At 52.6% G+C, this 15,018-nt stretch carries 13 protein-coding genes; 8 read left to right on the plus strand and 5 right to left on the minus strand.

The window, feature by feature from the left end; genetic code table 11:
• The 4 genes from QM579_RS08775 to QM579_RS08790 form a co-directional block, all read right to left on the minus strand.
• Positions 1-517 (minus strand): 4Fe-4S dicluster domain-containing protein (locus QM579_RS08775; protein WP_414998787.1); only part of this gene is annotated, 517 nt, incomplete at its 3' end.
• The gene (glpB, locus tag QM579_RS08780) at positions 514-1,797 is read right to left on the minus strand and encodes an anaerobic glycerol-3-phosphate dehydrogenase subunit GlpB (protein WP_414998788.1); all 1,284 of its coding nucleotides are present in this window, start codon (positions 1,795-1,797) and stop codon (positions 514-516) included. The genes glpB and QM579_RS08775, both read right to left, overlap by 4 nt.
• On the minus strand, positions 1,781-3,388 hold the full coding sequence (glpA, locus tag QM579_RS08785) for an anaerobic glycerol-3-phosphate dehydrogenase subunit GlpA (protein ID WP_414998789.1): 1,608 nt from the start codon (positions 3,386-3,388) through the stop codon (positions 1,781-1,783). The genes glpB and glpA overlap by 17 nt, the downstream gene beginning before the upstream one ends.
• Positions 3,389-3,544: 156 nt before the next feature.
• Positions 3,545-4,714 carry a LacI family DNA-binding transcriptional regulator gene (locus tag QM579_RS08790; protein ID WP_414998790.1) on the minus strand — a complete coding sequence of 390 codons (1,170 nt, stop codon included), beginning with the start codon at positions 4,712-4,714 and terminating at the stop codon, positions 3,545-3,547.
• Positions 4,715-5,005: 291 nt separating this feature from the next.
• On the opposite strand from QM579_RS08790, the gene QM579_RS08795 reads away from it, so the two are divergent.
• The gene (locus QM579_RS08795; RefSeq protein ID WP_414998791.1) at positions 5,006-6,373 is read left to right on the plus strand and encodes an MFS transporter; all 1,368 of its coding nucleotides are present in this window, start codon (positions 5,006-5,008) and stop codon (positions 6,371-6,373) included.
• A 9-nt stretch (positions 6,374-6,382) separates the two neighbouring features.
• Positions 6,383-7,213: a phosphodiesterase gene (locus QM579_RS08800; protein WP_414998792.1), complete on the plus strand. Its 831-nt coding sequence runs from the start codon at positions 6,383-6,385 to the stop codon at positions 7,211-7,213.
• 224 nt (positions 7,214-7,437) lie between these two features.
• Here the strand turns inward: QM579_RS08800 and QM579_RS08805 are convergent, their stop codons facing one another.
• Entirely contained in the window at positions 7,438-7,923 is a 486-nt protein-coding gene (locus tag QM579_RS08805) for a YbjN domain-containing protein (protein ID WP_414998793.1), read from the minus strand.
• A gap of 599 nt (positions 7,924-8,522) precedes the next feature.
• Between QM579_RS08805 and QM579_RS08810 the strand changes: the two genes are divergently transcribed.
• From QM579_RS08810 to QM579_RS08835, 6 genes are all read left to right on the plus strand, one after another.
• Complete coding sequence (locus QM579_RS08810) at positions 8,523-9,299, plus strand: DeoR/GlpR family DNA-binding transcription regulator (RefSeq protein WP_414998794.1); 777 nt, start codon at positions 8,523-8,525, stop codon at positions 9,297-9,299.
• A gap of 65 nt (positions 9,300-9,364) precedes the next feature.
• Positions 9,365-10,696: a four-carbon acid sugar kinase family protein gene (locus tag QM579_RS08815; RefSeq protein WP_414998795.1), complete on the plus strand. Its 1,332-nt coding sequence runs from the start codon at positions 9,365-9,367 to the stop codon at positions 10,694-10,696.
• A 73-nt stretch (positions 10,697-10,769) separates the two neighbouring features.
• The gene (gene pdxA / locus QM579_RS08820) at positions 10,770-11,771 is read left to right on the plus strand and encodes a 4-hydroxythreonine-4-phosphate dehydrogenase PdxA (protein ID WP_414998796.1); all 1,002 of its coding nucleotides are present in this window, start codon (positions 10,770-10,772) and stop codon (positions 11,769-11,771) included.
• A 111-nt stretch (positions 11,772-11,882) separates the two neighbouring features.
• Complete coding sequence (locus QM579_RS08825) at positions 11,883-13,244, plus strand: gluconate:H+ symporter (RefSeq protein ID WP_414998797.1); 1,362 nt, start codon at positions 11,883-11,885, stop codon at positions 13,242-13,244.
• Between the two features lie 126 nt (positions 13,245-13,370).
• Positions 13,371-14,534, plus strand: coding sequence for a glycerate kinase (locus QM579_RS08830; RefSeq protein ID WP_414998798.1), 1,164 nt, complete (start codon positions 13,371-13,373; stop codon positions 14,532-14,534).
• Positions 14,535-14,837, plus strand: coding sequence for a hypothetical protein (locus QM579_RS08835; protein WP_414998799.1), 303 nt, complete (start codon positions 14,535-14,537; stop codon positions 14,835-14,837).
• Positions 14,838-15,018 lie beyond the last annotated feature (181 nt).

Below are 15,018 nucleotides of genomic sequence, written 5' to 3' on the forward strand. Positions count from 1 at the left end.
ACACATCAACATAGCAGCCGGGGTAAAATACTACGCTGCGCCCGGTTTCAGGCTGTTTTACCTGACGGGCGAGATGGCGAAAATTACGGCCTGCAAAGGCGGGCAGCGGGGCACGTTTGTGAATGCCCAGTTTGTGCAACACCTGCCGCGTAAGCGGGTTGAGCATGCCGAAATTTTTCAGGCCTGCAGGAATAAGATGCAGCCATTTTGCCATAAGCTCGCCGTGTCCCAGAATCCAGTCCCGAAGGCCGGGAGGTGTTTTCTGGCACTGGTCGGCCCGTGCCATCATGTTAAGACTGGATACAGGTACTCCGTGCGGGCAGGTAATGTCGCAGTTCTTGCAGTTGGAACAATAGTGCAAGGATGGGTCTTCGTTCAGTCCCAAAAGACGAAAACGCTCGTAAGCCGGGCCAATCATGCGCGGACCAAGAAAATTGGGCGTGGCGTCGGCCACCGGGCAATGCACCACGCATGTGGTGCAGGCAATGCAGTTGTCTGGGCTTATGTGTACGCTCATCTTTCTCCCTCCGAAGCCGTGGCGGCCATACGTCCCGCCTGCCAGCCCGTTGCCACGGCAACGCCGTGACCGCTTTTTTCAGCAGCGTAGTCGTAACCGCCCAGGCTACGGCCTGCAAAAAAGACATTGGACCAGCGCGCAGCGGATTGTGAGTCCATAGGGCGCATGGTGCTGTCGACGCGCACGCCAGCACTGGCAAAGAAGTGTTTGCCAAACAGGTCAGGAGATGCCCACTGCTCAACATCAGCAGGGGCGGCTATATCCAGTCCCATGACGCTTTCACGTATTTTTCCTGGAGCAAGCTCAAGCCCGCCGCCAAGAATGCCGCCTGTGGCAAGCACAAAGGTTCTGGCTTCGTGGCGGCGTTCCTGCCCCGAGGCTTCAGCCACCAGGGCCTTACAGGTGTTACCGCTGGTTTCGGCCCGCAGAACTTTGGCGTTTTCAACCATTTCAAAGTTGTAGTCGCGCAGCGCGCGCAACAGGGCGTCGCGCAGCCGCAACCCGCCCACGCCGGGGGGGATGGACAGCATTTCCACAACTGGACAACCTGCGGCATTCTCGATGGTCTGCCAGTTTTCCGGCTGTGCCTTGCTGCCACAAAGGGGGGGCAGCAGCACAAGGTCGCAGGAACCCGCATATGCGGCCAGAGCTTCCATAAGCCATTGACGGCTTTGGGGCCTGTCGACCAAACGGGCAAGGTCAAGAGCACTCGCGCTACGGTGCGCTTCTCCAAGGGGGGAGGGGACTGTAAGCTGCAAGAACTCTCTGTCCGCCCACGCCTTATAGCGGCGCAACTGGCTTACAACCAGGGCCGGACGACAATCGCGCAGACCTTCCACACTGAGAACAAGCACGCGGCGCGCCGATGTTAAGGCGTCGACATTCACTTTTTCCGGCAGAAGGTATGTGGGTTTGAGCGTGCCCATAATGGTCGGCGTATGAACGTTACGGGCCTGCCCATCCGAACTGGCAGCCGATTGCATGCCCCACTGCTGGGAGCTCATGTGTTGCTGGAAAAAATTCAGGGCTGAACGCACGTTTTCCTGGCCCATAAGTCTGTATGGATGCCCGGTTGGCAGCAGATCCATGCCTGCCCAGGGATCGGGCGCATACTTGCCGTCAACATAGCCGAGCAGGTCGATATTGCCGCCGCTTATGGCAAGAGACCCCATGCCTGTTGTGAGCATGCGCACCTTTTTACCCCGACTGGCCGCAGTCAGGGCAGCCATAAGCCCGGCCATGCCGGACCCGACTACAAGAACGTCAACAATCCTGTTCATGCTCGGCTCCGTCAAGATTGAGGGTGGAGGCGTATATGGCCCGGCTCAGTTCCATTTCACGGGCTTGCATGCCCCAGAGAGCAAACCGCAGTCCGCCCCAGCGTTCTTGAAGAAAACGCCGCACATTGTCCGTGGGCGTCAATTCAAGCTGAACGCCATGCTCGGTCAGAGCGCCGACTGTACGCAGTGAGCAGAAGGCTCCCTGGCAGGTTCCCATGCCCAGGCGTGTGCGCAGGCGTATATCCGTAAGGGAAAAAATGGCAGGCTGGCGCGCTACGTATTCAATTTCAGCCATGCTCACCATTTCGCATTCGCAAAGCAGGGGATTGTCAGATTGTTTCTCGGCAAGCTCCAGTACGCCCGGCAGGTCGTCTCCAAGGCGGTCGGCCATGAGGTGCAACCCCTGCATGGGGAAAAAGCGGGCGGCGCGTTTGAGCGTGGCTTCGTCCACATCATGCACAAGGGGTTCATCTGCTGTTTTGCACGGAACGCACTGCCCCAGCTTTGCGCAAACCCTGTCGGCAACACGTTCGGACATAAGTCGATAGGTGGTCAGCTTGCCGCCAAAAATACTGACCATGCCCTCCAGCCCCTCGTCTGCATGGTCGACTATGTGGAAATTGCGGCTTGCCTTGCGCCCAGAAGTTCCGCCGGGAGTGTAGAGGGGCCGTGTTCCGGCAAAGGCACGCAGAATGCGGTACTGGTGCACTTGCGGAAAAAGAAGTTCGCCGATGTCGAGCAGGCGCAGCACCTCTTCTGTGGTTGGAGTTGTATCGTCAGGTTTGTCGGTAGCTGCGGATGTGGTACCCAGAATGGTAATGGAACCGTGTGGCACAAAAATATCGCCGTCGCCACTTGGGTGCAGACGATTGACCACCCTTGAGGTGAAGCGGTGGTTGAAGACGATCAATGTGCCTCTATCGGGCGAAAGGGAAACATCAAGGCCCGCCATGCCCGCAATATGTCCCGACCAGGATCCAGCAGCATTGACTACGCACTGACAGGCTATTTCAACAATTTCTCCGGTATGCCGATTGACTGCTGTAACGCCGCATACATGTCCATTGCGCAGGGTGATGCCCGTTGCTTCATGATAGGTGAACATGCGGCCACCATACCTTTGAGCCGACATGGCGTTGTGCAGAACCAGCCGAAAGCCGTCAACGCACGAATCTGGCACGCGAAACACGCGCCGTACTTCGGGCGAGAGATGCGGTTCCAGCCTGAGCGCCTCGGCTACTTCAATTTCCTGTGCGTCGATACCCGCGTTGTGGCATCCATCAATGAACTTTTCCACATAGGAAGGATCATCTTGGGGCGTAAGCGCAAAAAAGCCTTCTGTTTGCTCCACGCACTGTCTGCCGATGCGGCGCACGATCATGTTTTCTTCAATGCACTCACGAGCGGATTCGTTGTCGTTAACAACATAGCGCGCTCCGCTGTGCAGCAGGCCGTGAAAACGTGAACTGGTGCCGTGGGCTATGCCTCCCTGTTCAAGGAGGATGGCGGATATGCCGCGCATACTGAGGTCGCGCAACGTTCCTGTGCCCGTAGCGCCGCCCCCGATAATTACAACGGTGGTTTCCAGCATGTAATACCCTGCTGTATGTCTAGGTTATATGGAAGCATATTGTATTTGTGGTGAAGCTGACCGTCTTTTGCATGTCTCGCGGCCAGGGTTCAAGTGCTATGCCTGTAGCCAAAAAACGCAAAAAAGCACTTTAACCCGCTCGATATACTTTTTTTGTTACTCGGTCTGGCTTGCCCTGGGGGCTCCCGTTGAAGAACGCGCAATGAGTCTGTGGCTTATTTCAACCCGGGTGATGTTACGGTTTGAAAGTTGCCCGCTGACTCTCGCATGAAGCAGATCCAGCGCATTATGCCCTTTGTCCTGAATATAGTGTTCGACCGTGGTCAAGGCCACCTTGCCGAAATTTGAGGGCAAAAGGTTGTCAAAACCGCAAACGCTGTAGTCGCCGGGAATGCTGAAACCGGCATCAAGAACGGCATCCATGACGCCATAGGCTACCATGTCGTTTACAGCGATGAAGGCAGTAATCTTTTTGTCGTCAAAGCAGCTGCGGGCAAGCTCATGACCAACAGTATGCTCGATGAGCAGATTGTTCAGCTCAACTTCAGGCGTGATGTTGCGGCTCTTTACCAGCAGACTGCCCTCCGGGCAGAGTCGGCTGATGGTGGACTGAAGCCCTTTAAGCCGCTGCACGCGTATGGTGTTGCTGGCGTCCAGCGTTGTGGAGATATAGGCCATGTGCTTGTGGCCCAGCTCGCACATATGCTGGGCAATAAGGCTGCCTGCATCATAGTTGTTAAGTTCAACCGTATCCACGTTGAGGTCAACGCGCCTGTCGCCCATAACAACCACAGGTATTTTGCGCCCTACGCGGGAAAGGACTTCATCAGGGTGAGCCAGCATGGTGAAAATAATGCCCGCCATGCCTGTGGACTGAGCAAGCTGAACAGCCGCCAGTTCACTTTCAAGGCTACGATACGTTGTGCATATACAGGAAGTATAGTTTTTTTCCGCAGCAGCCTGCTGTATGGCTTGAATGATGGTGGCATAATACGTATTGGTGACGTTGGGTACGACTATCAATATAACAGGGCCGCCGCCCATTGCCGCTTTGCCGCGCCGCCCCTGGCCATAGTTGAGTTTGGCAGCGGCAGCCATAACCCCTTTGATGGTTTCTTCGGCAAAAGAAACGCCTTCTCGCCCGTTGAGTATCATTGAAACTGTGGCGGGGGATACGCCCGCCATGCGGGCCACATCAGTCAGCGTTGCTTTTTTTGCGGTTTTGCGGTTTTCACCGTCAACAGTCATCTTCTCTTCCTTTACGCTCACTCTCGTGTATTTTCCGGCGTTGGCCGGAGGTGATGCTCCGCCAGTATGGGCGGTCATGAGCACAGTATGAAGTTTGAGCAACTTCTCATGCTCATAACCTCCCATGTACTTTTCTATGAGTCAATAAAATAAATTAAAAAATTTAATAAATTTTCAATTGACATAAAAATCTACAGCGTGCTAATGCGAGTGAAAAATGCCTATTGGAAGGCTATTTTTTCTTTAATGAACTAAATAGAATTTTTTATTTAGTTCAAAATTTTAATTGTTCTCATTTGTTATTGAAAAATTATTAAAAATTTTAATGGTAGATGCAGGGGCAACTCTGTCAAAGCCGTGGAGGGGAACATGCCAAACGCAGGAATGGGAAAACCAGCTACCAGCAAAAAAGAAATGCGCAAGGTGGTCATTGCCAGTTTGCTTGGTGCCACCATCGAATGGTACGACTTTTTCCTGTACGGGGTAGTGGCTGGCATCGTATTCAACAAACTCTATTTCCCCACCGCAGACCCTTTCATCGGGACCATTCTTGCTTACAGCACCTTTGCTATTGGCTATCTGGCGCGTCCTCTGGGCGGGTTTATCTTCGGGCATTATGGCGACAAGCTGGGCCGCAAGCGCATGCTTATCCTTACCATGCTCATCATGGGCATAGCCACCGTTGGCATCGGCCTGGTGCCTACCTATGCATCCATCGGCATTGCTGCTCCCATTCTGCTGCAAACCCTGCGGTTGTGTCAGGGGCTGGGCCTTGGCGGCGAATGGGGCGGAGCAGTGCTCATGACCTATGAATACGCCGATGAACGTGAAAAAGCTTTTTATGCCAGTATTCCACAAATGGGATTGGCCACGGGGCTTTGCCTTGCTTCTGGCGTGGTGGCCCTGCTTTCGTGGTTGCTGACCAACGAAGAGTTCATGTTGTGGGGCTGGCGCGCTGCCTTTATTTTCAGTGTAGTGCTGATTGGCGTTGCCCTTTATGTTCGTACCCACATTCTTGAAACGCCGGAATTCCGCAAAGTTCAGGAAGAAGGCCATACCGAGAAAAAAGCCCTGCCTATTGTCACCGTGTGCAAAAACTACCCCGGCAATATCGCTCTTGGTGTGGGCGCACGCTGGATTGACGGCGTGTTCTTTAACGTTCTTGCGGTGTTTTCCATCAGCTACCTCGTGCAGTACATTAACGTTACCCGCACAGAAGCGCTTACAGCCGTTATGATTGCGGCTTTGTTGATGTGCCCCTTTATTCTTATTGCAGGCCGTCTTGCCGACCGCTTTGGGCGTGGGCGTATTTACGGTCTTGCCAGTCTGGCTTGCGGTCTGACAATCTTTCCGGCTTTTTGGCTTATGCAGAGCAGCGGCGGCAATATGTTCATTATTGGCCTTGCCATCGCCATTCCCCTCAGCATTTGTTATGCGGGTGTGTTTGGGCCGGAAGCCGCGCTTTTTTCAGATCTTTTTCCTGCAGAAGTGCGCTACACGGGCATATCAATAGTTTATCAGTTTCCGGGTTTTCTTGTGGCTGGCATCGTGCCGGGCGTGTGCACAGTGCTTATGCAGTGGAATGACGGCAACCCGTTTTACATTTGCATCTTTGTACTCATAGCTGCTGCAACCAGCGCATTTTCGGCCTTTACCATTCAACGTCGGCACAATAGAGCCGAGCGCCAGGCGCATGCGCGTAACGTCATGCAGGCCGAGGCAAATCCGCAAGTTTAGGGGTACGTTATGCGTATTTTGCAATTATCCGATACACACTTGCGCGGTGATAACAAGCTGTCGTTCCGGGTTGTAGACACGAAGCGCTGTCTTGATGCTACCGTGGCATACCTGAAAACTATGGTCCAAAAGCCGGATATTATCGTTCTTAGCGGCGATCTGGCTGACAGTGGCGACCTGAATGCCTATCATCTCCTTTTTGATGCATTTTCCGCCCTGAATATTCCTGTCTATGCCTTGCCCGGAAACCACGACAGGCGTGACAGAATGCAGACCGTATTGCAGAACTGGTGCCCGTCGGATCCCAAGGTAGCGCCGCATATCTGTTATACCGTTGAAAAAGATGATCTGCGTCTGATCATGCTGGACAGCATGCATCCTGGTTCGCACTCCGGCCATTTTTTTCCGGCAGTGGAATCTTGGCTCGTCGATGAACTGGGCAAAAGGCCAGATGTGCAGACACTGCTTTTCATGCACCATCCGCCGTTCGGTACGGGCTTGGGTGTTATGGATGAGCCTTTTGAAAATCAGCAAAGGTTTGCGGCTGTGGTTGCGGCCAATCCGCAAGTGCGCCTGTGCTTCGGGCACATGCACCGGCCAATAATCACCCAATGGCAAGGACGCCTGTGCGTAACTGCGCCCTCGGCGGCCATGCAGATCGACCTAGATCTTTCACCCGAAGGTGGTGACACCTTCCGTATGGAAGCACCAGGCTATCTTTTGCACCACTGGGAGAACCAGACGCTAAATACGCATGTTTGTCAGATTCCTACGGACGTGACGTTTGCGGGACCATATCCTTTTGCGGGTTCTGTTAATCCCGTCGGGCCTTCTGTGTAGCAACAGTGATGAGCTGGCAGAAAGGATATCCCGAGAGATATTTTGTTCTGCCAGCCCTCGCAAAAAGATGTCCTTGAGTCTTTAGCGCAGAGCCGCTTTGAAAAAATGTAATGCTCAACGGATTCGGTGTCTCACTATTCCGATCAGTGTATTTTTATCTTAGGTCAACTGACCACAAAAAACCGGCCCTTGGGCCGGTTTTTTGTGGCGCTGGCAAAGCAGCGCTAATTGGGCTGAGTTTTTTGGGAAAGTTGCTGGGAAAAGTGCCTCACTGATGTTTGCCATAGGTCAAACACTTCATCCAGATTTTTCTTGCTCATGCCGTAGCGCATGAAGATGTCCATTTCCAGAATAAGGTCGGAATCACGGTCAATATACGCCCTGGTGTACATTTTTTGTGCATTCCAGGTGTTGATCTGTTCAAGCGAAAAGTCCTTGGTTTTCCATATGCAAATAAACTGCAAGGCGCTGCAGTTCTTGCCGTCAGTACAGCCTGAAAACCAAATGGCGTATTTGGTGCCGTCCATGCGGCCCTTGATAATGGGCGCGCCCTTGGCCGTCTGACTCAGTTCTGCGCTGCCAAAACCCTTGGCTATTTCAAGTATTGCTTCATGGTCTGAGGCGGTAACAATATCGCTATTGGCCATAGCGATGCCCGAAAAGGCGCATGTCAGCCATAGGCCCAGCGCAATGGTTAGTACCTTGTTCACGTAAATCTCCTGTACGTTTTTCAACACGTTATCGTGTTCAGTGCTAGTAAATGCAGAAAGCCTGCCTTGTTTGGGCAGGACTATTCGCATTCCTTCAACACTAACTATACAATGGATTTGTGCTTTCTCAAAGTAATTTATAATGATCGAGTATGTGATTTTAAATTTCTAGCAATATGAAAAGGGATAATGCGCTAATAAAGTTCAATATTATGGGTTGTTATGCGCTTTCATGGTGCCTATTGGGTGAATTTTGTGTGGTTATAGAGTTTATTAACCTCAATTTAAAATTGAATATAATGTTTTATCCTTTGATTGCAGTTCAATTTTCCTGTTCGTAGGATCTCTAGGCGTAGCTATTTTTAATCGTAAAACTGAAATGAAAAAGCCCGAAATTTTGCTCCCAGCAAGCTTGATGTGCAGAAAATGTCACAAAAAACAACATAGAAAAAAAATATGTAAAAAAATCATTGCTCCAGCTGTTAGGTCTGGAGCTTTTTTCATCTGCTATCTTGACGATTTCCTTTGAACAGATCATAACAAAAAATAACAAATTTGACTAAAAAATAACATCAAATTGTCACGAAACGAGTTTTGCCATGCTGCCTGTTGAACGTCGAAAAAAGATGGCCCGCCTGATCAAGAACCGGGGGGCTCTTAATAGCCGTGAACTTGCGGAAACCTTGGGGATTTCCGTTATGACAGTGCGCCGTGACCTTAAGGTGTTGGAAGAACAAAATCAGCTTGAAATCACCTGGGGTGGCGCGGTTCCTGTTGGGTTTGAAGCGCATGACATCCCGCGGTCCCACAAGGCTGCCAGCATGCAAGAGGCCAAGATCGCCATAGCGCATGCAGCGTGCGATTTTATTGTGGAGGGCGACTTTATTGGTCTGGACGCGGGCACAACGACCCTTGAGCTGGCGCGCCTGTTGCCCACATTGCCTTTCAAGCATCTTTCGGTTGTTACCCCCGACCTTGAAATTGCCATGCTTCTTTCAGGCAACGCGCATATAGAGGTGTTTCTTACCGGGGGAAGGGTAGACCCCATCAGCCGGGCCTGCAACGATAATGACTCTGTGGCTTACTTGCGCCGTGTTCGCACTACAGTGGCATTTGTAGGCATCAACGTGTGGGGAGAGCAGCACGGGGTGACCACCAGCTCATCAGAAAAAATGAATCGGAAGATTCAGCTTATGGACAGCGCTGACAAGAGCATTCTTCTGGTTGATTCATCAAAATACGGGAAGTTCAGTCCCTGGCGAGTGGCCGGGGTTGAGCAGTTTTATCGTATTATTACAGACACCGGGCTCAGTGAAGATGCCCGGGAAAGTCTGGAAGCCAATGGTGCCCGGTTGCTTTATGCCGGAATTGAATAAAGGCAGTCATTTTACGAACCTTTGTCAGGCCTGGCCAAACGGTCAACAGGTCAAAAGAGTTTGCCATGAATATAGCTGTAATTGCTGATGATTTTACAGGTGCAAACGCCAATGGGGCGCTGCTTACCGCCAAGGGCTTTTCAAGCGCTACTTGCCTTGGACTGGATAAATGGGACCCGCAATACTTTGAGGCTTTCACTGCGGTTTCGCTCAATGCTGAAAGCCGTCTGCTTTCACGCCAAAAGGCATGGGACGCTGTTTATGCGGCGGTAAAAATGTTCTGCGCCGAAAAACCTGCCCTGATTTCCAAGCGAGTGGATTCCACCTTGCGTGGTAATGTTGGGGCGGAAATAGAGGCTGCCATCAAGGCTATGGATGACAGCTACGGACATGAGGAATCCCTGGCCATACTGGTGCCTTCCTATCCGTCTTCAGGGCGCATCTGCGTGGGTGGGTACCAGATCGTGCATGGCGTGCCTCTGGAGCGTTCACCCATTGCCCAGGATGCGGCCACGCCTGTCAAAGACACCTCCGTACTCAAAATTTTCGCAGAACAAAGCACAATGAAGTGCGGTTTTGTTCCTCTTGAAAAAATTCTCAGCGGAGCCGCTGCTGTGCGGCAGGCCATTGAAAACCTGCGGTCCGAGGGCTGCCGTGTAGTGGTTTGCGACGCAGTGGCCGATGAAGATATTACAACCATTGCGCAATCTCTGGCTGATGCTCCGTACCCTCTTGTATCGGTTGACCCCGGCCCCTTCACAGCCGAGCTGGCTGCCGTGCGCGTGCAGGCTCCCCGGTCACAGTTTGAAAACAGGGTATTCCTTGCCATTGGCAGCACAAGCGAGCTCACTCGCGTGCAAATGGAATCTCTGCGTCTGGCGCATCCCTGCCATCTTGTACCGATGAATGTCAGCCAGATCCTGGCTGGAAAAGATGAGGCTGCCAGCGAGTGCGCCCGCGTGCTTGATGTTGTATGCGCTCCACCGGCAGGCACGACGGTGCTTGGCGTCTGCACGGCTGCCAACAAGGAAGACGTTTTTTCTCTGGATGAAATGTCGAAGAAGATGAACCTCACCCATTCAGAGATTTCGCAACGCATCAATGAAGCCATCGCAAACGTGACGGATGAGGCGCTGCGCCGAGAAGCCTTGCGCATTGGCGGCCTGTATACGTCGGGTGGCGAGGTTACGGTATCCGTTATCCGCACCTTGAAGGCGGGCGGGTTCACAGTGCGCGACCAAGTGCTGCCCTTGGCTGTGTATGGTCATATTATTGGCGGTGTTCAAGCCGATCTGCCAATGATTACCAAGGGTGGTTTTGTAGGCGACAAGAGCAGCCTTGTGGAATGTGTGGAGTATCTCTTCACCAAAATCTCCACTCGTAAGCGTCCGTCCTAGAGCAAACTCACTTTGAAATGTTTTGCATTTCAAAAAGAACTGTTTGAACAGTAAAAAAACAAGGATAAAATATATGAAACCGTTGATTTGCGCTCCTATGGGCGATCCGGCTGGAGTTGGCCCGGAAATTCTTGCAGCTTCCTTGGTGGATCCTGTTGTCACTGATATGGCCTGCGTGCTTGTGGTGGGCAATACAGAAATCATGAAGCGTGCGGCTGCTATTATGAATGTCAGCCCCTACTTCAATGAAGTTGACGAAAATCTTGAAGGCTGGCGTGAAGGCGCAGCCAACATTCTTAACATGGACAATGTGGATCTGGCCGGATTTGAGTACGGCAAGGTCCAGGGCCATTGCGGCAAAGCAGCTTTTGAGTACATCAAAAAGTCTGTGGAAATCACTATGGCTGGCAAAGCCGATGCTTTGGCCACTACGCCCATTAATAAAGAATCACTCAAGGCTGGCGGAGTGCCCTACATCGGGCATACTGAAATTCTTGGCGATCTCACGGGTACAAAAGACCCTCTTACTATGTTTCAGGTACACAGCCTGCGCGTGTTCTTCCTCACCCGGCATCTTTCGCTCATGGACGCCTGTCGCGCTGTGAAAAAAGACCGTGTGCTGGATTACATTGCCCGCTGTTCTGAAGCCATGCGCCTGCTGGGCATTGAAAATCCCAGTATTGTTGTGGCAGGGCTGAACCCCCACTGCGGCGAGCACGGCCTTTTCGGCAATGAGGAAGATATTGAGATCGTTCCGGCCATTGAAGAAGCCAAAAAGCGCGGCTTCAATGTTCACGGGCCTAACCCGGCTGACTCGGTGTTCCATTTTGCTCTCAAAGGCGCGTGGGACGCTGTGCTTTCGCTGTACCACGACCAGGGGCACATCGCCACCAAGATGGTGGACTTTGAGCGTACCATTTCGCTTACCCTTGGTATGCCCATATTGCGCACCTCGGTTGACCACGGCACTGCCTTTGATATCGCCGGAAAGGGCAAGGCCAGTCCTGTGAGCATGGTTGAGGCTATTCGCCTGGCGGCGCTTTATGCATTCAATTTCAAAAAGGCCAATGGCTAAGGAATACTTTCCCTGAAAGAGCAGCCGCCGGAGGGTCGGCCGCTCTTTCAGGAATATTTGGAGCCGGGTGCTACCGGCTTTGTACTGTAACTAGCTGTCTGGAGAGTGATGATGGGAACCGTCCAAGCCTTTGGTATTGGCTATTCAATGACAATGCTTGCCATTGCCATTGCCATAGTCATCGTGCTGTGTATTTGCTTCAAAATTCATGCGTTTGTTTCACTTACAACTGCAAGCCTGTTCCTGGCGCTGACGCACAATATGGAACTGGCCAAAATTGTCGTGGCCTTTGAAGGCGGCCTTGGCAAAACTCTGGGCTTCCTCGCGCCAATTCTTGCGCTTGGCGCAATATTGGGAAAACTTATGGAAGTTTCTGGCGCGGCTGAAAGGTTGGCCCGAACGCTAATCCGTATTCTGGGGCAATCCAGAGCGCACTGGGCCATGATGATTGTCGGCTACGTATGCGGCATCCCAGTGTTTCTTCAGGTCGGCATCATCCTGCTGACGCCTCTTATGTTCTCCATTGTCAAGGAATCCAAGTTGCCTCTCATTCAGGTGGGTATGGCACTTGTGGTGGCCCTGACCACAGTTCACTGCATCGTGCCGCCCCATCCTGCGGCTATGGCCGTCACCGACCTGCTTAAAGCAGATGTGGGCAAGGTTATTTTCTTTGGTCTGATTGTGGGCCTGCCCGCCGCCTGCATTGCAGGGCCCATTTATGGCAAATTTATTGCCAAGCGTCTGCCCCCCGTTCCCTTGACTGGTGCCTATGCGGACACTGAACCCCGCAAGGAATCGGAACTGCCCCCCTTCGGCAGAACGCTGTTTGTAATTTTGCTGCCCCTGCTGCTCATGATCGCCAAAACTGTTGTGGAACTGAACATAGACAAGCAGAATCCGCCTTCTTACATGTCTTATGTGAACTTCATCGGCACGCCGATGATCGCCCTGTTCATCTCCGCAGTGGTGGCCTACTTTGTGCTGGGCCTTGGCCGTGGCTTTAACTGGGATCAGCTTGGACGGTTCAGTGAAGCCGGTATGGCTCCTCTGGCTTCCATCATGCTTGTTATCGGCGCTGCTGGCGCACTTAACCAGATTATCACCGACAGCGGCGTGGGCCTTGTGCTCAAGCAGGTGCTGACCAGCATTCAGATCAGCCCCCTTATTCTGGCCTGGGTTATCGCTATCACTTTGCGCTTTGCCCTGGGCAGCGCCACTGTGGCAATGATGACTGCGGCGGGGCTTATTCTGCCAGTGCTTGGCGCTAACCCCCAGATTGATCCGGCTCTTATGGCCATCGTCATTGGCGCTGGAGCCATTGGCGCATCGCAGGTGACGGACTCCGGTTTCTGGTTCGTCAAGGAATCGCTTGGCATTCCTATGGGTTCAATGTACGCGACTTATACTGCGGGTACGACCATCGCGGCTGTTCTTGGCCTCGGCGGTACCCTCCTGCTGCAGATGTTCCTCTAGTCCTTTCTTAAGTATATTGGGCCGGGGGGCTTGTCTTCCCGGCCCAGAGCCGATACCCCAACTTTACACCATCCTGTCATATAGTATCTTGGCCAGAACGCCAGTGTCATCAAAAAGGAGCATTTCATGAAAATTGTCATTGCGCCGGACTCGTACAAGGAATGTCTGTCGGCCTTACAGGTAGCCACGTTCATTGAGTCGGGCTTTCGAGAAGTGTTTCCTGATGCTGAATACGTCAAGGTTCCCGTAGCTGACGGCGGTGAGGGTACAGTTGAGGCTATGGTGGAAGCTACTGGTGGCCAACGCATATCTGTAACGGTCAAAGGCCCCCTGGGTGAGCCAGTGGAAGCTTTTTACGGCCTTACGGGTGACGGCAGCACGGCTGTAATAGAAATGGCCACTGCCAGTGGCCTGGGGCTTGTGCCGCCTGAAAAGCGCAACCCTCTGCAAACCACAAGCTACGGCACTGGCGAATTAATTCGTTCTGCCCTTGATGCCGGAGCCCGCAAATTCATTCTCGGCATTGGCGGCAGCGCCACCAATGAAGGCGGAGCAGGCATGCTTCAGGCCCTTGGCGTGCGGCTGCTTGATGCTGACGGTCAGGAGATAGAACCCACCGGGCTTGGGCTTGGCAAGCTGGTCAGCATTGATATGTCTACCTTTGACGCCCGTTTGAAAGACTGCGTCATTGACGTTGCTTGCGATGTGGATAACCCCCTGTGCGGCCCCCGTGGCGCATCGGCTATTTTTGGCCCTCAGAAAGGGGCTACTCCTGAATTGGTGCAGCAGCTTGACGGCTACCTTAAAAATTTTGCCGAGATTACGCTTCGCGATCTTGGCGTGGATATGTCCGAAATACCCGGTGCTGGCGCTGCTGGTGGCATGGGTGGGGGCATGTATGCCTTCCTGGGAGGGCGACTGCGCCCCGGAAGCGAAATTGTTACAGAGGCCGTGGGGCTGGACGCTGTTGTCAAGGATGCTGATCTTGTGATCACCGGCGAAGGCCGCATTGACGGCCAAACAGCCTTTGGCAAAGCTCCTGTAGGTGTCGCCCGCGTGGCGAAACTCTACGGCAAGCCTGTTATCGGTATAGGCGGTTCACTGCGTCACGACGCCGCTGTTGTGCATGATCACGGCATTGACGCTGTATTCAGCATTCTTTCCAGCCCCTGCACAATTGCAGAAGCTCTGGAAGCGGGGGAAAACAACCTTCGCACGGCGGCCCGCAATATTGCTGCAAGCATAGCCATCGGGAGCAAGCTCGGCTCCGTGGCGGCCACGGGAAAATAAATGATTGCTGCCTATCTGGAAAGCTGGCGTAACCAGCCCCGTTTCAATATGCTTTTCCTTTGCGCTATGGTTCTGGCCTGGTGCATCTACGCATTGATTTGGCTTACGGGCATCGCATGGGGGTCGCAAGAGGCCAATATTCTGGTTTTTGTTATTGCCGCCGTCTGCTTTATTTTCATTTTTGTTTTACCGAAATATTCGTTCCGCATTGTGGCCGTGCACTATTTTATTATGGTTGCGACCCTTGTTCCTTCACTTGCCAATGGGCAGGAGCTTATGCGTCAAAGCGGCTATTTTAGCTGACGCCAGATTCAGAAGTATCACATAAAAAGCGGGGCCGATGCTCCGCTTTTTTTATGGTTGCAGTTATAATTTGGAAATATTGTACAGACGGTTGGATACGCAAACAAGTATAATAAATATTATCGCTATTCATGCGTGTTATGATATGTTGGTTTTGGCAATCAAAAAACTACTGGTTTAA

Source organism: Desulfovibrio sp. (genome assembly GCF_047607245.1).
In the GTDB taxonomy this organism is placed as follows: Bacteria; Desulfobacterota; Desulfovibrionia; order Desulfovibrionales; family Desulfovibrionaceae; genus Desulfovibrio.